The sequence below is a fragment of the Actinomadura sp. RB99 genome, from assembly GCF_014706005.1.
Lineage (GTDB): Bacteria > Actinomycetota > Actinomycetes > Streptosporangiales > Streptosporangiaceae > Spirillospora.
Window position 1 is genome coordinate 23584 of sequence record NZ_JABMCA010000045.1, and the last position, 18758, is coordinate 42341.

Annotated in this window: 18 protein-coding genes; 12 read left to right on the top strand and 6 right to left on the bottom strand. The window is 75.2% G+C overall.

What is annotated here, in order from left to right:
• Window positions 1–45 precede the first annotated feature (45 nt).
• The gene (locus amrb99_RS31970) at window positions 46–417 is read left to right on the top strand and encodes a YrdB family protein (RefSeq protein WP_190863116.1); all 372 of its coding nucleotides are present in this window, start codon (window positions 46–48) and stop codon (window positions 415–417) included.
• A gap of 44 nt (window positions 418–461) precedes the next feature.
• Here amrb99_RS31970 and amrb99_RS31975 read toward each other — a convergent pair whose 3' ends face one another.
• Entirely contained in the window at window positions 462–1352 is an 891-nt protein-coding gene (locus amrb99_RS31975; protein WP_190863118.1) for a helix-turn-helix transcriptional regulator, read from the bottom strand.
• Window positions 1353–1444: 92 nt separating this feature from the next.
• On the opposite strand from amrb99_RS31975, the gene amrb99_RS31980 reads away from it, so the two are divergent.
• A complete protein-coding gene (locus tag amrb99_RS31980) occupies window positions 1445–2851 on the top strand; it encodes an MFS transporter (RefSeq protein WP_190863120.1) in 1407 nt (468 codons plus the stop codon).
• A gap of 39 nt (window positions 2852–2890) precedes the next feature.
• Entirely contained in the window at window positions 2891–3652 is a 762-nt protein-coding gene (locus tag amrb99_RS31985; RefSeq protein WP_190863122.1) for an SDR family oxidoreductase, read from the top strand.
• A gap of 60 nt (window positions 3653–3712) precedes the next feature.
• Here amrb99_RS31985 and amrb99_RS31990 read toward each other — a convergent pair whose 3' ends face one another.
• Complete coding sequence (locus amrb99_RS31990) at window positions 3713–4075, bottom strand: nuclear transport factor 2 family protein (protein WP_190863124.1); 363 nt, start codon at window positions 4073–4075, stop codon at window positions 3713–3715.
• A 220-nt stretch (window positions 4076–4295) separates the two neighbouring features.
• On the opposite strand from amrb99_RS31990, the gene amrb99_RS31995 reads away from it, so the two are divergent.
• The 4 genes from amrb99_RS31995 (at window position 4296) to dnaN (ending at window position 8595) form a co-directional block, all read left to right on the top strand.
• Window positions 4296–5267, top strand: coding sequence for a multidrug resistance efflux transporter family protein (locus tag amrb99_RS31995; RefSeq protein WP_206700182.1), 972 nt, complete (start codon window positions 4296–4298; stop codon window positions 5265–5267).
• A gap of 50 nt (window positions 5268–5317) precedes the next feature.
• Window positions 5318–6790, top strand: a complete 1473-nt coding sequence (locus amrb99_RS32000; protein WP_190863126.1) for a DNA-3-methyladenine glycosylase 2 family protein — start codon at window positions 5318–5320, stop codon at window positions 6788–6790.
• A gap of 15 nt (window positions 6791–6805) precedes the next feature.
• The gene (locus amrb99_RS32005; protein ID WP_190863128.1) at window positions 6806–7315 is read left to right on the top strand and encodes a methylated-DNA--[protein]-cysteine S-methyltransferase; all 510 of its coding nucleotides are present in this window, start codon (window positions 6806–6808) and stop codon (window positions 7313–7315) included.
• A gap of 128 nt (window positions 7316–7443) precedes the next feature.
• On the top strand, window positions 7444–8595 hold the full coding sequence (gene dnaN / locus amrb99_RS32010; RefSeq protein ID WP_190863215.1) for a DNA polymerase III subunit beta: 1152 nt from the start codon (window positions 7444–7446) through the stop codon (window positions 8593–8595).
• A 28-nt stretch (window positions 8596–8623) separates the two neighbouring features.
• Here dnaN and amrb99_RS32015 read toward each other — a convergent pair whose 3' ends face one another.
• Window positions 8624–9208: an XRE family transcriptional regulator gene (locus tag amrb99_RS32015; RefSeq protein WP_190863129.1), complete on the bottom strand. Its 585-nt coding sequence runs from the start codon at window positions 9206–9208 to the stop codon at window positions 8624–8626.
• A gap of 109 nt (window positions 9209–9317) precedes the next feature.
• Entirely contained in the window at window positions 9318–9800 is a 483-nt protein-coding gene (locus tag amrb99_RS32020; protein ID WP_190863131.1) for a pyridoxamine 5'-phosphate oxidase family protein, read from the bottom strand.
• Window positions 9801–9936: 136 nt separating this feature from the next.
• Between amrb99_RS32020 and amrb99_RS32025 the strand changes: the two genes are divergently transcribed.
• Entirely contained in the window at window positions 9937–12729 is a 2793-nt protein-coding gene (locus tag amrb99_RS32025) for a LuxR C-terminal-related transcriptional regulator (RefSeq protein WP_347256944.1), read from the top strand.
• Window positions 12730–12843: 114 nt separating this feature from the next.
• Here the strand turns inward: amrb99_RS32025 and amrb99_RS32030 are convergent, their stop codons facing one another.
• Window positions 12844–13296: a DUF1801 domain-containing protein gene (locus amrb99_RS32030; protein WP_190863135.1), complete on the bottom strand. Its 453-nt coding sequence runs from the start codon at window positions 13294–13296 to the stop codon at window positions 12844–12846.
• A 152-nt stretch (window positions 13297–13448) separates the two neighbouring features.
• The gene (locus amrb99_RS32035) at window positions 13449–14651 is read right to left on the bottom strand and encodes an alpha/beta hydrolase (protein ID WP_190863137.1); all 1203 of its coding nucleotides are present in this window, start codon (window positions 14649–14651) and stop codon (window positions 13449–13451) included.
• Window positions 14652–14737: 86 nt separating this feature from the next.
• Between amrb99_RS32035 and amrb99_RS32040 the strand changes: the two genes are divergently transcribed.
• The 4 genes from amrb99_RS32040 (at window position 14738) to amrb99_RS32055 (ending at window position 18714) form a co-directional block, all read left to right on the top strand.
• A complete protein-coding gene (locus tag amrb99_RS32040) occupies window positions 14738–15202 on the top strand; it encodes a MarR family transcriptional regulator (protein WP_190863140.1) in 465 nt (154 codons plus the stop codon).
• Window positions 15203–15368: 166 nt separating this feature from the next.
• Entirely contained in the window at window positions 15369–16034 is a 666-nt protein-coding gene (locus amrb99_RS32045) for a phenylalanine--tRNA ligase beta subunit-related protein (protein ID WP_190863143.1), read from the top strand.
• Window positions 16034–16915: a DMT family transporter gene (locus tag amrb99_RS32050; protein ID WP_190863146.1), complete on the top strand. Its 882-nt coding sequence runs from the start codon at window positions 16034–16036 to the stop codon at window positions 16913–16915. Before amrb99_RS32045 ends, amrb99_RS32050 begins: the two co-directional genes overlap by 1 nt.
• A 122-nt stretch (window positions 16916–17037) precedes the next feature.
• Window positions 17038–18714 (top strand): serine/threonine-protein kinase, encoded by a 1677-nt coding sequence (locus amrb99_RS32055; protein WP_190863148.1) that lies wholly within the window; start codon window positions 17038–17040, stop codon window positions 18712–18714.
• Window positions 18715–18758: the final 44 nt, after the last annotated feature.

The following is an 18758-nucleotide window of genomic DNA, read 5'->3' on the forward strand; positions in this document are numbered from 1 at the left end:
CGAGCAGGGTAGCGGCGGCGACGGGGCCGATGGGACGATCACCCCATGCGTCTACCAGGTCCGTTGCACGTGCTGAACGAGGGCCTGGCCTTCGTCATGGAGCTCGCCGCGCTGGCCGCGCTGGCGTGGTGGGGCTTCACCGCGGGCGGGAACGTGATCGTGCACGTCGTCCTCGGCCTCGGGACGCCCGTGGCGGCGATGGTCCTGTGGGGGATGTTCGCCGCTCCCCGCGCCCGCTTCAAGGTCGCGCTGCCGCTCGTCCTGCTGGTGAAGGCGGTCGTCTTCGGCGCCGGAGCGCTCGCGCTCTACGGCGTGGACCGGCCGGCCCTCGCGGTCGCGTTCGCCGTCGTCGCGCTCCTCAACACCGCCCTCGCCACCCTCGACCGCGACGCCGCCTTCCGCGCCGCCTCCCCATGAGCTGATCCCCGGCACGCGCCAGCGGGGCCGGGAACCGGCCGAGGTCAGTCGGCGGCTTCCGCGGACTCCTCGGTGGCGGCGGCGAGGTCGGCGCTGGACAGGTGCCGGGACGTCTCGGCGAGCTTGCGGAGCGCCGCCTCCGACGGCGAACCGGGCTCGGCCGCGTACAGCATCAGCCGGCTGAGCTCGGGGTCCCCGGGCAGGTGCAGCGTCTCGAACGGCAGGACGAGCCGTCCGACGTCGGGATGGTCGATGCGGGCCTCGCCGTGTGTCAGCTCCGTGACGTGGTGCGCCGACCACAGCCGCACGAACTCCGGGCTGCGCGCGCGCAGGTCGTCGATGAGCGCGCGCAGGCGCGGGTCGTCGGGGTCCTGCCCGGAACGGAAGCGCAGGTAGGCGACGTTGCGGCGGGCGACCGTGGGCCAGTTGTCGCCGAGCCGCGCCTGGTAGTCGGCGTTGAGGTGGATCTGGTGCGACCAGGTCCGCTCGTCCGGCGGCACGTTGGCGAGGTCCACGAAGATAGCGGCGGTGAGCCGGTTCCACGCGACGACGTTGGTGTAATGGCCGACGACGTACGCGGGCGCGTGGGTGATCGAGTCGAGCAGGTGCTGCAGCGGCGGGCGCAGCCGGGCGGGCGCGTGCGGGCGGGGCCGGCGCGGCGGGTGCGCGAGGCGGTGCAGGTGGGCGTGCTCGACGGCGTCCAGCCGCAGCGCCCGCGAGATCGCGTCGAGGACCTCGGCGGACACGCCGTCCGCGGTGCCCTGCTCCAGCCGGATGTAGTAGGCGACGCTCACGCCCGCGAGCTGCGCCAGCTCCTCGCGCCGCAGGCCCGGGACGCGGCGGCGGGTCCCGTAGGCGGCGACCCCGGCGTCCTCGGGGCGCAGCCGGGCCCGCCGCGACTTCAGGAACTCGCCGAGTTCGGTGTTGCGCGCCATGCCGGTGAGGCTATCCGGTGATCCTGCTACTGCCGGTGGTACGAACGGGCGGGGGCTGGGTGTGCGCGCGGCGCGGCGCGAGAGTCGCTGCCATGAGCGTTCTCACGAGCGCCGCGGTGACCGCCCCCGAGCGGATGTCCCCGCGGCACAAGCTGATCCTGACCCTGCTGCTCGGCGCGCAGTTCATGCTCGCCATCGACTTCTCCATCCTCAACGTCGCGCTTCCGGTCGTCGGCAAGGGCCTCGGCTTCGGCCTCGGGCAGCTGCAGTGGATCGCGACGGCGTTCGCGCTGCCCGCCGCCGGGTTCACGCTGCTGTTCGGACGCGTCGCCGACCTGGCCGGACGCCGCCGCATGCTGCTCGCCGGGATGGCGCTGCTGGCCGCCGGCTCGCTGGTCGGCGGGCTCGCCGCGTCCCCCGCGATGCTGCTGGTGGGCCGCGTTCTGCAAGGGCTCGCGACCGCGATCGCGACGCCCGCGGCGCTGTCGCTGCTGACCACCTCGTTCCCGGAGGGGCCGCTGCGGACGCGGGCGCTCGGGCTGAGCGGCGCGCTGATGTCCGCCGGGTTCACCGTCGGCGCGGTGCTCGGCGGCGTGCTCACCGACCTGCTGAGCTGGCGCTGGGCGTTCCTGGTCAACGTGCCGGTCGCGGTGCTGATCCTGGCGGTGACGCCGGCGCTGGTCGCCGAGAGCCGGGCGCGGGACGGCGCGCGGCTGGACGTCCCCGGCGCGGTCACCGTCACCGGCGGCCTCCTCGCCCTCGTCTACGGGATCACGACCGCCGGGCAGCACGGCTGGGCCGACCCGGTCGCCCTCGTCGCGCTGGCCGCCGCCGTCGTCCTGCTGGTCGCGTTCGTGCTGGTCGAGCGGCGCTCCCCGGCCCCGCTCGCCCCGCTGAACGTGCTGACCCGGCGCAGCGTGAGCTGGGGCAACGCGGGCGGGTTCGTGGCGTTCGCCACCGAGACGTCGCTGGTGTTCCTGATGACCCTCTACCTGCAGCAGGTCCTCGGCTTCTCGCCGCTGACCACCGGCCTCGCGCTCGGCGTCCTCGGCGCCGGGACGTTCGCGGGCGGCGTCGCCGCGCCGCGGATCATGGGCCGGTTCGGCGGCCGGGCGACGCTCGTCGGCGGGCTCGTCCTGCAGGCCGCCGCGACGGCCGCGCTGCTCGGCCTCGGCGCGGACCGCTCGGCGCTGCCGCTGCTGCTCGCCGCGACCGCGATCGGCGGGTTCGGGAACCTCGTCGCGATCGTCGCGTTCATGGGGACCGCGACGTCCGGGCTGCCGGACGGCGAGCAGGGCCTCGCGACCGGCCTCGCCACCATGACGCAGCAGGTCGCGATCACCCTCGGCATCCCGGTGATGAGCGCCGTCGCCACCGCGCACGCCTCCGTCCTCGGCGGCGTCCACGCCGCGACGCTGGTCAACGCGCTGATCGCGGTCGCGGGCGGCGCCCTCGTCGGGCTGTTCCTGCGCCGCCCCCGAACCCCCGGACGCTCCTGAACCCTGGACGCTCCTGAACCCCCGGAAGGGACGAATCCGATGGATCTCGAACTCGCGGGCAAGGTGTTCATCGTGACCGGCGCGTCCGCCGGGATCGGCGCGGCGACCGCGCGGCTCCTCGCCGACGAGGGCGCGCAGGTCGTCGGCGTCGCCCGCACCCCGCACGGGGACGGCGTCGCCGCCGACCTCACCGACCCGTCCGCCGCGCAGCGGATCGTGGACGCGGCGCTCGACCGGCACGGCCGCCTCGACGGCCTCGTCAACAACGCCGGGGCGCTCGACGCGCGGATCGGCTTCCTGGACGTCACGGACGACCAGTGGCACGCCACGTTCGAGCTGAACTTCCACGCCGCCGTCCGGATGGCGCGCGCCGCGCTCCCCGCGCTGATCGACCAGGGCGCGGGCAGCCTGGTGCACGTGTCCAGCGAGGCGGGGCGGTTCCCCGACACCCCGCTGGTCGACTACGCGGCGTCCAAGACGGCGCTGCTGTCGGTGTCGAAGACGCTGGCGGGGGAGTTCGGCCGGTGCCGCATCCGGTCCAACGTCGTCACGCCGGGGCCCACCCGCACTCGGCTGTGGGACGAGCCGGGCGGGTTCGCCGAGCAGTTGTCGGCGCAGTACGGGCTGCCGGTGGAGGAGGCGATCGACCGGTTCGTCCGGGAGGAGCGCCGGCTCCCGACCGGGCGGCTCGGCGCGCCGCAGGACGTGGCGCGCGTCATCGCGTTCCTGCTGTCGCCGCTGTCCGCCCAGGTGACGGGCGCCGAATGGGCCGTCGACGGGGGAGCCCTCCGGCAGCTCTGAGCGCGGCGGGGGCCGCGAGGCGATGGGCCGGGCGCGGGGTGCCCGGCCCATCCCCGTCCTTCAGGCGGGGACCTTGTCGAGGAAGCCGGTCACGCGGTCGAAGCGGCCGTCGTCGTCGAAGGTCGCCACGTCGAAGCCGACCACGATCGCCTCGCCGCCCTCGGGGCCGAGCTCCCAGGTGAACCGGGCCACGTTGTGGTGGGCGTCGACGGCGCCCGCCGCCCGGAACACCAGGCCGGGGAACTGGCCCTGCGCGGCGCCGATGAACGCGTCGATCGCGTCGCGGCCCTCGGCGACGCCCAGCGGGTCGACGTAGACGGGGTTCTCGGTCCACAGCGCGTCGATCGCGGCGCGGCGGGCGGCGGGGTCGGTCTCGTTCCAGGCGGCCAGGTACTGCTCGACCCGCTGCTGAACGTCGCTCATCTCACTTCTCCTGTCATCCGTCCGGGTTCGTCCGCCCCGGTGATCTCTACGGTGCCGTGCCGGCGGCCGGAGATCGATTACCTGGGACGTCATGCGGGGTCCGACCGGGTTCGCCCGCCTTGGTCCCGGATAGTGTCTGGCTGCGAACTCCCCCGGCGGCCACACCGCGACGGCCACCCCGCGGGGGACGGACCCGCCCCTGGGAAGGAACGTTCCAGCAGTGACCGCCGAGGCCCCCGCGCACCCCCTGCACGCGACCGGCCGCGCGGGCGCGACCGCCTCCATCGGCCTGGGCGTGCTCGGCGCGCTGTTCTTCTCCGCCTCGTTCATCGCGAACCGGATGATGGCGGTCGGCGGCGGCGCCTGGGAGTGGACCGGCGCGCTCCGCTTCCTCTTCTCGCTGCCGATCTTCCTCGCGATCGTCGGGGCGCGCGGCGGCGTCCGGCCCGTCCTGCGGGCGCTGCGCGCCGACCCGCTCCCGTGGACGCTGTGGAGCACCGTCGGATTCGGGCTCTTCTACGCGCCGCTGTGCCTGGCCGCCGACCTCGCGCCCGGCTGGACGGTCGCCGCGACCTGGCAGGTCACGATCGTCTGCGGGATGCTCCTCGCGCCGCTGCTCTACGCCGACGAGCGCGGCCGGATCCCCGGCCGGGGCGCCGCGCTGTCGCTGCTGATCCTCGCCGGGGTGTTCCTCAGCCAGGCCGGCGGGCACGGCGGGACGTCCGCGGGCGCGGCGGGCGGCGTCGCGGTCGTGCTGGTCGCCGCCGTCGCCTACCCGGTCGGGAACCGCCGGACGATGGAGCTGGCCGGGGCCCGCCTGGACACCTTCCAGCGGCTGCTGGCCATGTCGATCGGCAGCCTGCCGTTCTGGATCGCCGTCGCCGCGGCCGGGGGCGCCCGGGCGGGGGCGCCGACCTCGGGGCAGCTCGTCGCGAGCCTGGTCGTCGCGGTCAGCTCCGGCGTGATCGCGACGTCGCTGTTCTTCGCCGCGACGCACCGCGTCCGCCGGCACCCGCTGCGGCTCGCCGCCGTGGAGGCCACGCAGGCCGCCGAGGTGGTGTTCGTCGCCCTGCTGGAACCGCTGTTCACCGCCACTGACCCGCCCGGAGCCGTAGCATGGACGGGCATCGCCGCGATCGCGCTCGGGGTCGTCCTCTACGCCTTCGCGGGCCGTCCCGCCCCCGAGGGATGATGTCGCTTTTCCGCCAGTGAACATGCCTGACCATCGGTGATGCTGGAGGCATGCACGAGGACGTGGAAAGGTGCGTGCGGGCCGTCCAGTCGAAGGACGCGCGCTTCGACGGATGGTTCTTCACCGGGGTCGTGACCACCGGGATCTACTGCCGCCCGAGCTGCCCGGTCGTGCCGCCGAAGCCCGAGAACATGCGGTTCTACCCCAGCGCCGCCGCCGCGCAGCAGGCCGGGTTCCGCGCCTGCAAGCGCTGCCGGCCCGACACCAGCCCCGGCTCTCCCGAATGGAACCACCGCGCGGACGTCGTCGCCCGCGCCATGCGGCTGATCGCGGACGGCGTCGTCGATCGCGAGGGCGTGCCCGGCCTCGCCGGACGCCTCGGCTACAGCACCCGCCAGGTCGAACGGCAGCTCAACGCCGAACTCGGCGCGGGCCCGCTCGCGCTCGCGCGCGCGCAACGGGCCCAGACCGCGCGGCTGCTCATCGAGACGACGCCGCTGCCCATGGGCGACATCGCGTTCGCGGCCGGATTCGCCAGCATCCGCGCGTTCAACGACACCGTCCGGGAGGTGTTCGCCCTCACCCCGACCCAGCTGCGCGACCGCGTCGCCAAGGGCCACCCGCCCGCCGGCTCGGGGACGTTGTCGCTGCGGCTGCCGTTCCGTGCGCCGCTGTGCCCCGACAACCTGTTCGGGCACCTCACCGCCACCGCCGTCCCCGGCGTCGAGGAGTGGCGGGACGGCGCGTTCCGCCGCACCATGCGGCTCCCCCACGGGCACGGCATCGCCGCCCTGAGCCCGCGCCCCGACCACGTCGCCTGCACGCTGACGCTGAGCGACCTGCGCGACCTCACCATCGCGATCAGCCGCTGCCGCTGGATGCTCGACCTCGACGCCGACCCCGTGGCCGTCGACGACCTGCTCCGGGCGGACCCCGCCATGGCACCGCTTGTCGACAAATCACCCGGGCGCCGTGTCCCGCGCACCATGGACGCCCCGGAGTTCGCCGTCCGGGCCGTGCTCGGGCAGCAGGTCTCCGTCGCCGCCGCGCGCACACACGCGGCCCGCCTCGTCACCGCGCACGGCGACCCCATCACCGACCCGGGAGGCGGCCTCACCCACCTCTTCCCGACCCCTGCCGCGCTCGCGGAACTGGACCCCGAGGCGCTCGCCTTCCCCAAGACGCGCCGCACCACCCTCACCACCCTCGTGGACGCGCTCGCCAACGGCGAGATCGACCTCGGCGTGGGAAGCGACTGGGACGAGGCCCGGACGCGCCTCTACGCCCTCCCCGGCTTCGGCCCCTGGACCGTCGAGACGATCGCCATGCGCGCGCTGGGAGACCCCGACGCGTTCATACCGGGCGACCTCGGCATCAAGAACGCCGCCAAGGCACTCGGCCTCCCCGCCACACCGGCGGCTCTCACCAAGCACGCCGCACAGTGGCGTCCATGGCGCGCCTACGCCGTGCAGTACCTGTGGGCCACCAGCGACCACCCCATCAACCTTCTCCCCGCCAACTGACCAGGAGACGTACCCATGGAACCGACGCACGTCGTCGTGGACAGTCCCGTCGGGCCGCTCACCTTGGTGGCCATAGACGGCGCACTATGCGGCCTGTACATGGTGAACCAGCGGCACCGTCCGCCACAGGAGTCCTTCGGCGCCCCCGGAGACCCCGAGGACGAACCGTTCGCCGCGACCGCCGAGCAGCTCACCGCGTACTTCGCCGGAGAGCTGACCGAGTTCGACCTCCCGCTCAACCTGCGCGGCACCCCCTTCCAAGGACGGGTCTGGGCCGCCCTTCAGGAGATCCCCTACGGCGAGACCACCACGTACGGGGAACTCGCCGTCGAACTCGGCAAGCCCAGCGCGTCCCGGGCCGTCGGCCTCGCCAACGGCAAGAACCCCGTCGGCCTCATCGTCCCGTGCCACCGCGTCGTGGGCTCCACCGGAAGCCTCACCGGCTACGGCGGCGGCCTCGACCGCAAGCGCTACCTCCTCGACTTCGAGCGCGGGACCCGCAGCGTCGAGGCCGCGCTCTTCTGAGTCACCCGCTCCGCCGACCGCGCGCCGCCGCGTGCACGGACTCCCCCTCGACGGGGCGGCCACCGTTCTGTCAGAGGCGGGAGTTACCGTGCTCGGAGAGCACGCGAAACGTGGAAAGGCAGACCAAGGTGGAGTTCCGAGTCGACCGTCAGACGCTCGCCGAGGCCGTGGCGTGGGCGGCGCGGACGCTGCCCGCACGCCCCGCGCTGCCCGTCCTCGCCGGGATGCTCGTCGAGGCCACCGCCGACGGCGGGCTCGCGTTCGCCGGATTCGACTACGAGGCGTCCACCCGCGCGCGGGTGGACGCCGACGTCGCCGAGCCCGGCCGCGCCCTCGTCCCCGGCCGGCTCCTCGCCGAGATCGTCCGGAGCCTGCCCGCGCAGCCCGTGGAGTTCACCACCAAGGGCGCCGAGGTCGTCGTCCGCTGCGGCCCCGCCGAGTTCGGCCTGCTCACCCTGCCCGTCGAGGACTACCCGACGCTGCCCGAGCCGCCCACCCGCGCCGGCACCGTTCCCGGCGACCTGTTCGCCGCCGCCGTCGCCCAGGTCGTCCCGGCGGCCGGGCGCGACGACACCCTCCCCATGCTCACCGGGGTCCGCATCGACCTCGACGGCGACACCATGTGGCTCGCCTGCACCGACCGGTACCGCATCGCCGCCCGCGAGCTGACCTGGTCGCCCGCCGAGCCCGGGTTCACCGCCGGCGTCGTCGTGCCCGCCCGCACCCTCGCCGACACCGCCAAGGCGATCCGGCCCGGCGCCGAGGTCGCCCTCGACCTCACCGGCGCCGCCGACACCCTGATCGGCGTCTCCGGCGGCGGCCGCAGCATGACCAGCCGCCTCCTCGACGACCAGTACATCAACTACCGGTCCCGGCTCACCGGCGACTGGACGTCGGTCGCGGAGATCCGCACCGCGCCGTTCGTCGAGGCGATCAAGCGGGCCGCGCTGGTCACCGAGCGCGGCACCCCGATCCGGCTCGGGTTCACCGCCGGCGAGGTCCGCATCCGCGCCGCGGCCGGCGACTCCGCCCGCGCCAACGAGAGCCTCGGCGTCGAGCTGTCCGGCGACGACATCGACATCGCGTTCGCGCCGCAGTACCTGCTGGACGGCCTGGCCGGCATCGACACCGAGTACGCCCGCCTCGAATGCGCCGGCCCCACCAAGGCCGCCCTGCTCACCGGCATCCCCGACCGCGAGGACGGCGAGGAGCCGGGCCCGGACGCCCCGTCCGACACCGGCTTCCGCTACCTCGCCATGCCCGTCCGCCTCTCCGCCTGACCCCGAACGCGGCGGCGAAGCCGGGCGGTCAGAGGTCGAGGACGGCGAGGACGAAGCGCAGGTCGTCGGCGCCGGAGTTGCCGTAGGAGTGCGGGCGGTCGCCGACGAACACGGCGGCCGTCCCCGCCTCCAGCAGGTCGGTGCGGCCGTCCACGCCGAGCGTCAGCGTGCCCGCCTCCACGTAGACGATCTCCTTGGTGCCGGGCACGTGGGCGTCGCTCTCGCGGACCTCGCCGGGCCGCAGCTCCCACCGCCACAGCTCCAGCGACGGCCGCGGATCGCTGCCCGCGAGCAGCGTGCCCGTCCCGCCGTTCGCGCCCTCCCACAGCACGACGTGCCGTTCCGGGCGGAACACCCGCACCGGCGGCTCCTCCTCCACCTGCACGAGCCGGGTCAGCGGGACGCCTAGCGCGTCGGAGATCCGGATGAGCGTGCCGAGGTTGGGGTTGCCGCGCCCCTGCTCCAGCCCGACCAGCACGCCCTTGCTGACCCCGGACCGCCCGGCCAGCTCGTCCAGGCTCCAGCCGTGCCCCGCCCGCAGCGCCCGGACGGTCCGCGCGACGGCCTCGCCGATCGCCTCCTGCCCGCCCGACCCGCTCTCCTGCCCGCTCAACCCCGGCCTCCCGCCCGCCCGGCCCGTGATCCGACGCCCCCCACGATCCCACCATCACCGATCCCCGGCGTCACGGCGGGCCTCCGGTTCGCGGTGCGGGAAAGCGGCGTCAGGGCAGCCAGCGGCCGTCGCGCATCAGGTCACGGCCGGCCAGCTCGTTCACCTCGCGCCACGCCTGGACGCGGCGGGGGGTGACGCGGAACCAGCGGTAAGCGCCCGCCGACGTGCGCGGGTCGAAGCCGGTGCGCTCGGCGAACAGGTCGGCCCGCTCGCGCGGCAGCGCGTCCAGGTCGATGGCCTCCACGTCGCCGTCGATCACGGTGACGTCGCGGGTGGGGCCGAGCCCGAGCCGGACGGTGCGGGCCGCGGCGAGGTTCCGGCCGGTGGGGCTGTCCGCCGGGGTGGCCATCAGCAGCGCCTCCCCGTCCCAGTCGAAGGACAGCGGCACCAGGTACGGGACGCCGTCGGGCGAGGCGGTCGCCACCCAGACGTCCACGTCGTGGACGAGGCGGTGCTCGGTGTCGCGGCGGCGCCGGTCGCGGGACCGGGGCTCGGGAACGGGCCGGGTCTCCTGCGCGGAAGGGCTGGTCATGGTCGCTCCGGTGGTCGTGGGTTCGGGGCCGGTCCGGGACGTCGCGCCGGGCCGGCCGGCGTGGTCCCAGCCTCTCCCCGCCGGGGCGCGGGCCGCCTCCGTGCCGGTCACGGAATCGACCACGGATAATGAACCGGTGTCCAGTCCAGCGGTGTCGGCCCGGGAGGCCGAGGTGCTCGCGCTGCTCGGGGAGCACCTCAGCAACGCGGAGATCGCCGCGCGGCTGGTGATCTCCGTGCGCACCGTCGAGTCGCACGTCTCGTCGATGCTGCGCAAGCTGCAACTCCCGGACCGGCGGGCGCTCGCCCGGCACGCCGCCGAGGTCGCGCGCGCCGAGGAGTCGCAGGCGGCGCCCGCGCTGCCGGCGCCGCTGACCGCGTTCATCGGCCGGGTCCGGGAGCGCGGCGAGCTGGCCGGCGCGGTGAAGGCGCACCGGCTGGTGACCGTGGCCGGCCCGGGCGGGGTGGGCAAGACGCGGCTGGCGCTGGCGGTGGCGGCGGACGTGGCGGGCGACTTCCCCGACGGCGTGTGGTTCGCCGACCTCGTCCCGATCACCGAGCCGGGCCGGGTGGGGGCGGCGGTCGCGGCGGCCGTGGGCGTCGGCGAGCAGCCGGGACGCGGCATCGACGACGCGGTGCCGGCCGCGCTGGCGGACCGCCGGGCGCTGCTGGTGCTGGACAACTGCGAGCACGTGCGCGACGGGGTCGCGCCGTTCGTGGAGCGGCTGCTGGCCGCCTGCCCGCGGCTGCGGGTGCTCGTGACGAGCCGCGCCCGGCTGATGGTGCCGTTCGAGCGGGTGGTGCCGGTCCCGCCGCTGTCGCGGGAGGGCGGCGACGAGTCGGACGCGGTGGCCCTGTTCATGGACCGGGCGGCGGCGGTCGGGTGGCCGCCGGGCCCGGCGGTGAGCGAGGGGGTCGTGTCCGTCTGCGAGCGGCTCGGCGGCATGGCGCTGGCGATCGAGCTGGCGGCGGCGCGGTGGGCGACGCTCGGCCTGGACGGCCTGACCGCCGGGCTCTCCGACCAGCTGCGGATCCTCACCGGCGGGTCCCGCGCGGACGACAGGCACCGGTCGGTGCGGGCGGTACTGGACTGGAGCCACGACCTGCTGGAGCCGGAGGACCGGGCGCTGCTGCGCCGGGTGTCGGTGTTCGTCGCGCCGTTCACCGCGGAGGCCGCGGCGGACGTCGCCGGGTTCGGCCCGCTGGACCCGGCCGCGGTCGTCGACGGGCTCGGCCGCCTCGCCGAGCAGAGCCTGCTCTCCGCGGCGCCGTCGGAGACCGGCACCCGCTACCACGCGCTGGAGACGATCCGCCAGTACGGGACGGAGCGGCTCGCCGGCGCGGGCGAGGCGGCGGACGTCCGGTCGCGCCATCTGGCGTGGTGCCTGGACGCCGCCGGCGCCCTGTCCGGCACCGGCGGCGCGGACTGGCGCGTCCGGTTCGACGCCGTCGCCGAGGACCTGCGAGCCGCCCTCACCTGGGCGTCCGACCAGCCGGAGCACAGGGCGGACGCCTGCCGTCTCGCCCGGTCGATGGGCGAGCTGGCCTTCGCGCGCACGCTGCTCGGCGAGGCGCAGCAGCGGTTCGAGCAGGCCGCCGGGCTCACGGACGGCGCCGAGGCCGCCGCCGCCCTGCGGCAGGCCGCCGCCGTCGCCGGGTGCCGCAGCGTGGACGGCGACATGTTCCGCCTGTACCGCGCCGCCGCGGAGTCCGCCCGCCGGGCCGGGGACACCGTCGCCGCCGGACGCGACCTGGCGACCGCCGCGACCGTCGCGTACCGCTTCTCCAGCTCGTTCGAGCACGTCCCGCCCGTGGACGAGGTGACCGCCATGCTCGCGGAGGCGCGCGCGCTGTCCGGCGATGATGCGGGCGCCGGGGCGGCCGTCGCGCTGGCCGAGGCGGCGGTGCTCGCGGACGCGTTCGGCTCCGTCCAGGGGGATCCGGAGAACCCCGCGCAGGAGACGGTCGGGGAGGCCGAGCGGGCGGTCGAGCTGGCCCGGCGCGCGGGCGACCCGGTGGCGGAGTCCGCCGCCCTCGACGCGCTCTCCGGCGCCCTGAGCTGGGCGGGCGACTCCTTCGGCGCGGCGGCCGCGGCCCGGCGCCGGATCGGCCTGCTGTCGGCCGAGCCGTCCGGGCCGGCGGAGACCCACGAGCTGATGGACGCGCTCGCGATGGCCGCCGGGACCGCCGTCGGCGTGGGCGAGCTGCCGGACGCGCGCCGGTTCGGCGGGCGCCTCGCCGGGCATCCGCTGCTGGCCGAGGCGGGCCACCACGCCACGTCCTGGCTGCTGGTCGCGGACGCGTTCGCCGGGAACTCCGCCGAGGTCCTCGCCGGCAGCCTGCGGTTCCGCGACGCGTGGGAGCAGAGCGGGCGGCTGCGGACGCGCTCGCTCGGCCCCGCCGCCGCGTCCGTCGCGATGATCCACGGCCTGCGCGGCGACGCCGACGCCCGGAAGGCGTGGCTCGCGATCGTCGACGAGGCCGGTCCGGAGGCGGACCACCGCCTCGGATACGGCGCGGTCTTCGACGCCATGGTCCGGCTCCACCACGGCGACCCCGCCGCGGCGCTGGAACGCGTCGCTCCGGCGCCCGACGAGGTGTGGAAGTGGGTCTGCTGGGTGTGGCTGCACTGGTACGCGGCGCTGCGGGCGGAGGCGGCGGTGCTCGCCGGGCACGCCGCCGCCCGGGACCGGATCGCCGCCGCCCGGACCATGGTGGCCGGCAACCCGGTCGCCTCCGCCCAGGTGGACCGGGCGGAGGCGCTGCTCGACGGCGACGTGCCGCGCCAGCTCGCCGCGGCGGCGGCGTTCGAGGCGGCCGGCTGCCGCTACCAGGCGGCCCGCACGCTGGTGCTCGCCGGGGGCGAGCCCGCCGCCGCCGGACAGGCCGCGCTCGCCGACCTCGGCCTCGCGCCCATGACGGTCAGCTAGCCCGCGCCGCCCAGCCGTCCGCGCCGCCCAGCCGTCCGCGAGCCTGGGCCGTCCAGCCGCCTGCGAGGCCGCGCCGCCCAGGCGCCCGCGTGCCGCCTGCGGTGTGCGGCGCGGTCAGCCGACCGCCCGCTTCACCAGCTCGGCGATCCGGGCCTCGACCTCCTCCGTCACCTCGGTCAGCGCGAAACCGGTCGCCCACATCGGGCCGTCGTCCAGCTTCGCCAGGTCGCTGAACCCGAGCGTCGCGTACCGCGCCTTGAACTTCTCCGCGCTCTGGAAGAAGCAGACGACCTTGCCGTCCAGCGCGTAGGCGGGCATCCCGTACCAGGTCTTCGGCGCGAGCTGGGGGGCGGCGGCCGTGACGACGGCGTGGACCCGCTCGGCCATCACGCGGTCCGGGTCGTCCATCGCGGCGATCTTTTCGAGCACGTCCCGCTCCGCCTCAGCCGCCTTCTCGGCCTCCGAGGCGCGGCGCGCCGCCTTCTTCTGCTCCTTGGCGTGCTCCTTCATCGCGGCCCGCTCCTCGGCCGTGAAACCCTCGTAACCGCTGTCCTTCGTGGCCGCCATAGCTGCTCCCTCAGTGGTGATTCCTCGCGTTCGCCGGTGTCGTTCCCGGTCGATCGCCGTGGTCACAGCGTTCCGCACCCGGAGTGCGGGCCGCCTCCGTGCTCACCACTGAATGTCCACCACGGAGCGGGTCTCGGTGCCGGTCCGTGCAGTCATGCGGGGTGCGGCGCCGCGGCGGCGGCCAGGCCGTGGACCCAGTCGAAGATCACTTCGTGCGCCTGCTGGAGGGCGCCGTTCTGGCAGTGCAGGTGCCCGCCGTCCGCCTCGGCGAAGGTGTGGACCCGCACGGAGCGGGCGCCGGTGAGGCGGGCGGCGAAGTCGCGGCCGAGCGCGGGATCGTAGAAGTGCTCGCGCTCGGCCAGCAGGACGAGGGCGTCCGCGGTGATCTCGCCGGCCCAGGCGCCGTCGTCGAAGGGGCGCATCGCGTCGATCAGGCCGGGCAGGGTTCCGGCGCCGAACGTCCAGAGCGCGTTGCCGATCCCCCAGCGGGCCTGCGCGTCGAACCGGCCGTACAGGGGGACGGCGCGCCGCATCCACCACGGCATGCGCTGGAACGCGCCGCGCGCCGGGCGGGGCACGCTGTGCAGGAACGCGGTGAGCATGCCGGGGAAGTAGTCGTACAGGACGATGCCGTCGTAGCGCGGTTCGAAGGCGGCGGCCCTGGCGAGGAGGTGGCCGCCGAAGCTGATGCCGGCGCCGACCAGGAGCCGCGGTTCGACGAGGCCGGACAGCCAGTCGAGCACCGCCCGGGTGGGACGCTCCCACTCGGCGATGAACGGCATGCCGTGCTCGCGCAGCGCTGACCCCTGGCCGGGGCCGGTGAACATCAGCACGCAGTGGCCGCGCCGCACGGCCGCGGCGCCGAGCATGAAGTACAGCTCCTCCAGCGTGGAGTCGAAACCGCCCTGCACGACCAGCACCGTGCGGGCGTCCGAGTCCGCAGGGCGCATGAAGAGCGCCTCCAGGTCGGCGCCTTCGTAGGGGATGCGGGTGCGGGTGATGTCCGTGCCGAGGGCGTCGAGCCCGGCGTCGAACAGGTCGCGGCAGGCCGCCGCGGTCGCGGTGCGGCGCGGGTCCGCCGGGTCCAGGAAGAACTCGGCCTGCCGCATGTAGTTGGCGGCCCTGAGCAGCGAGGTGCCCCGGGACACGGGCTCGCCGTACGCGCGTCCTCGTGCCGCCACCCGTTCCGCCATCGCGGACCACTCCCGATACCACGACTCGAACCCGCCCCGGCGGACGCGTGCCATGACGGCGGCGACCTCGCCGAACTCGCCGCCGTCGTAGGCCGCGGCCCACAGCCCGCGCAGCGCCTCGAAGTCGAACGCGGGCGTCCGGGAGAACCTGATCCTGCGCATCGCGGCCCCATTTCTATGTCATGACACATATCTGCCCGGCGCCGAGCATATGCATGTCATGACACATAACGCAATAGACTCCCCCCGTGGAGCCCGTACTCGAACTGCTCATGGCCCTGAAGACCGCGCAACGCGAGGTCGAGCGGCGGTTCAACCACCTGCTGCGGCCCCTCGGCGTCACCGCCGTCCAGGCCGAGGCGCTGCTGATCATCGGCGACGAGCAGCCGGTCTCCATCGCCGACCTCGGCGCCCGGATGGCCGCCGACCCCGGCCATCCGAGCCGCCTCGCCGACCGCCTCGCCGCGGCCGGCTGGATCGACCGCCGCCCCTCGCCCCGCGACGGCCGCCGGACCGACCTCACCCTCACCCCGGACGGCCGGGACCTCGTCGAGCGCATCGTCGCCGCCCGGCGGCCCTACTTGGAGCGGGCGGCCGCCGCGCTCGCCGAGACCGGCCTCGACGGCGTCCTGCCGGACCTGTGGCGCCTGCTCGACCTGGTCCGCGCGCTCCCCGAGCCGGACGATCGGCCCGGCGCGCCCGGCCCCGAGTGACCCTCCCCGACTGACCGGGCGGATGCCGGCCCGCAGGGAGAACAACCGGCGAGAACAACCGGCCGCTTCCGCGTGTTGGAGATAACGGCTTTCCCGGGACGCCCCCTCGGTCGGTATGATGAACTTCCGAGTTCACTTAAATGACCGTCAGAAGGGGAGCACCGGGATGCTGGAGCGGATCACCGTGGACGAGGCCGTGCGGGAGCTCCGTCCCGACTTCGCCGTGCTCGTCATGACCGCCGAGGGGCTGCACAACGGGCCGAGCGACGCGGTCTCCGAGGGCTGGCTGCGCGAGGCGGGCGAGCGCGCCGACGCCGCGGACCCGCACGTCGAGGCGTGGCACGAGGCGTACCGGGCGTTCGGCGCGAAGCCGAAGCGGACCCGCCCGTCCGTGGACGCCCTGCTGCGCCGCGCCGACGCGCTCCCCGCGATCAACAAGGTCGTCGACGCCTACAACGCCGTCAGCGTCGCCCACGCCCTGCCGATCGGCGGCGAGGACCTCGACGCCTACCAGGGCCCCGCCCGGCTGGTCAGGGCCACCGGCGACGAGCCGTTCGACGTGATCGCCGCCGGTGAGCCCGCCGTGGAGCACCCGGACGCCGGCGAGGTCGTCTGGCGCGACGACGCGGGCGTCACCTGCCGGCGCTGGAACTGGCGGCAGTGCGTCCGGACCCGGCTCACCGAGACCACCAAGAACGGCCTGTTCCTGCTGGAGCGCCTCGCGCCCTACCCGCTGGAGCGGCTGCACGCCGCCGGCGACGACCTCGCCGCCCGGCTCCGCGAGATCTCCCCGGACGTCCGGATCGAGAGCCGGCTCGTCGGCGGGGCGTGATGGTCACCGCCCTCGCCCTCGTCACCGCCGTCGCGTTCGGCGTCGCCGACTTCCTCGGCGGCGCCGTCTCGCGCCGGTCCACCGCGCTGAAGACCCTGACGCTGTCCGCCCCGATGGGCCTGTGCGTCGCCGTCGCGGCCGCGCTGCTGGCCGGCGGCGCGCCCGCGCCCGGCCCGATGGCCTGGGGCTTCCTCGGCGGGCTCACCGGCGGCGTCGGCCTCATCACCTTCTACCGCGCGCTCGCCCGCGGCCCGATGAACGTCGTCGCCCCGGTGTCCGCGCTGGCCTCCGCGGTCCTGCCGGTCGGCGCCGGCGTCCTGCGCGGCGAGCGGTTGGACGAGACCGCCCTGCTCGGCGTCCTGCTGTGCCTGCTCGCGATCGCCCTGGTCAGCATGGAGAAGGGCGGGGAGGCCGAGCCGTCCGGGACCGCCTCGCTCGTCCGCCGGCCGCTGGACAGCGGCCCGCTGATGGCGCTGGTGTCCGGGTCCTGCTTCGGCGTCTTCTTCATCGTGCTGAAGGCGGCCGGGGACGGCGCCGGGCTCTGGCCGATCGCCACCGCCCGCGTCGGCACACTGACCGTCGTGTCCACGGCGCTGCTGATCGCCCTGCGGACGCGCGGCGGCGACCGGGGCCCGTGGGTGAGCGGCCGGGCGCTGATCGGCCTCGCGCTGCTGTCCGGCATCCTCGACTCCGGCGCCAACGCCCTGTACTACCTGGCCGTCCAGGACGGTCTGCTGAGCCTCGTCACCGTCCTGACGTCGCTCTACCCGGCCATCACGGTGATGCTGGCGAGGATCGCCTACAGCGAGCGGCTCCGCGCCGTGCAGCGCGTCGGGATGGCGATCGCGGTGGCGGGGGTGGCGCTCGTCACCGTCGGCTGACGCCGCCCGCGCGAGAGCAGCCGCCGCACCGTCGGCCCGGCGGTCCGGTCGATCTCTGGAAAAGGGGGCGTCCGGCGGTGTATCCATGATCGGATGCTCGCGGGACGGCCAGGGGAGGGGCAGTGCGCACCGGGCTGAGACTGGCGGACAGGTACCGGCTCGACGCCCTCCTGGGACGCGGCGGGATGGGCGAGGTATGGCGCGGCCTGGACGAGCGGCTCGGCCGGCCGGTCGCGGTCAAGATCCTCACGTCGCCGGCGGGGACGGACGCCCGGCTGGCCGACCGGTTCCGCCGGGAGGCGGAGATCATGGCCCGGCTCCGCCACCCGGGGATCGTCGTCGTCCATGACGCGGGCGAGGACGAGCACCTGCTGTTCCTGGTGATGGAGCTCCTCGACGGTGAGGACCTGTCCGCGGTGCTGAAGCGCCACCCGCAGGGCCTGCCGGTCGACCGGGCGATGCGGCTGACGGAGGGGATCGCCGACGCGCTGCACGCGGCTCACCAGCGCGGGGTGGTGCACCGCGACGTCAAGCCCGCCAACGTGATGGCCCACCCCGGTGACCGGGTGACCGTCATGGACTTCGGCATCGCCCGGTACGCCGACCAGGTCACGGAACTGACCGGCAGCGCGATCCTCGGGACGCCCGCGTACATGGCGCCCGAGCAGTTCGAGAAGGCGCACGAGCCGACGCCGCAGACGGATCTGTACGCGCTGGGCGGGGTGCTGTTCGCGCTGCTCACCGGCCGGACGCCGTTCAACGGGGACAGCCTGCACGCGCTGATCCGCGAGATCGTCCTCAGCGATCCGCCCAGGCCGCGCGAGGTGCGTCCGGACGTGCCCGGAGAGCTCGACGATCTCGTGCACGCGCTGCTGGCCAAGGATCCGCAGGACCGGCCCCCGGACGCCTTGGCCGTCGCCGAGCGGCTCCGTGCCGTTCCCGCGTCCCGGCCGGAGGCGCGACCGCCGATCCCGGCACAGGCCCCGCCTCCGGGCCAGGCCCAGTCTCCAGGCCAGGTTCCGCCTCCGGCGCAGATCCCGCCTCCGGCGCAGATCCCGCCCCCGGGCCAGATCCCGCCCCCGGGCCAGGCCCCGCCTCCGGGCCAGGTTCCGCCTCCGGGGTCGGGGGCGGCGCCCGGGGCGGTGCTGCCCCCGCCTTCACCTCCGCCCCCTGGCCTCCGGACGAGGCCGGTCACGGAGGCACCGGCCGCCCCGGCGCCTCCGACGGTCGCCGTGGACCAGGGTTCGCCGATGTCCCTGAGGGCCTGGCTCCTGGCGACGGCCGCGATCCTCGCCGTGGTCGCGGGCGGCTGGTTCCTGCTGCAGAACGCCACGGGGACCCGGGTGAACGAGGGGAGGTTCTCCGCGCCCCCCGCCTGCGACCGTCTCCCGGCACCCAGCGTCCAGGGCGCGGAGGTCTCTCCGACGAAGAGTCCGCCGGGCACCAAGGACTCGGTGCAGTGCACCTGGTCGGTCCTGCCCAAGGACTTCGCCGACCGGGGGAGCATCACCGTCGAGTTCAAGCGGTACGGCGAGAAGGACGGGGAGTCGGGAACCGCCAACGCGCACGCGGCCGTGATGAGCGCGGGTAGTGGCGACCCCGTCTCCGGAATAGGGGACGAGGGGCACTACATCGACGCCTCGAACCCCTTCGATGCGCCGCAGTTGATGTTCCGCGTCGACAATCTCACGGCCGACATCAGCATCAGTGACGGCGAGCAGTCGGAGGTCGCCGCGAAGAACGAGGCCGCTTACGCCGGCCGGCTCGCAACGGCACTGCTCAAGCTGCCCGCGCGCTGATCGGGGCGGGCGGCGGACGACAAAGCACGAGGGGCGGGACCACA

Excerpts from the sequence above, each read along its gene's own strand:
- amrb99_RS31990 (WP_190863124.1), bottom strand. The coding sequence starts at position 4,075 with ATGAGCGACGTTCAGCAGCGGGTCGAGCAGTACCTGGCCGCCTGGAAC.
- amrb99_RS32005 (WP_190863128.1), top strand. The coding sequence starts at position 6,806 with ATGGAACCGACGCACGTCGTCGTGGACAGTCCCGTCGGGCCGCTCACC.
- amrb99_RS31970 (WP_190863116.1), top strand. The coding sequence starts at position 46 with ATGCGTCTACCAGGTCCGTTGCACGTGCTGAACGAGGGCCTGGCCTTC.
- amrb99_RS32045 (WP_190863143.1), top strand. The coding sequence starts at position 15,369 with ATGCTGGAGCGGATCACCGTGGACGAGGCCGTGCGGGAGCTCCGTCCC.
- amrb99_RS31985 (WP_190863122.1), top strand. The coding sequence starts at position 2,891 with ATGGATCTCGAACTCGCGGGCAAGGTGTTCATCGTGACCGGCGCGTCC.
- amrb99_RS31975 (WP_190863118.1), bottom strand. The coding sequence starts at position 1,352 with ATGGCGCGCAACACCGAACTCGGCGAGTTCCTGAAGTCGCGGCGGGCC.
- amrb99_RS32020 (WP_190863131.1), bottom strand. The coding sequence starts at position 9,800 with ATGACCAGCCCTTCCGCGCAGGAGACCCGGCCCGTTCCCGAGCCCCGG.
- amrb99_RS32000 (WP_190863126.1), top strand. The coding sequence starts at position 5,318 with ATGCACGAGGACGTGGAAAGGTGCGTGCGGGCCGTCCAGTCGAAGGAC.
- amrb99_RS32035 (WP_190863137.1), bottom strand. The coding sequence starts at position 14,651 with ATGCGCAGGATCAGGTTCTCCCGGACGCCCGCGTTCGACTTCGAGGCG.
- amrb99_RS32030 (WP_190863135.1), bottom strand. The coding sequence starts at position 13,296 with ATGGCGGCCACGAAGGACAGCGGTTACGAGGGTTTCACGGCCGAGGAG.
- amrb99_RS31980 (WP_190863120.1), top strand. The coding sequence starts at position 1,445 with ATGAGCGTTCTCACGAGCGCCGCGGTGACCGCCCCCGAGCGGATGTCC.
- amrb99_RS32050 (WP_190863146.1), top strand. The coding sequence starts at position 16,034 with ATGGTCACCGCCCTCGCCCTCGTCACCGCCGTCGCGTTCGGCGTCGCC.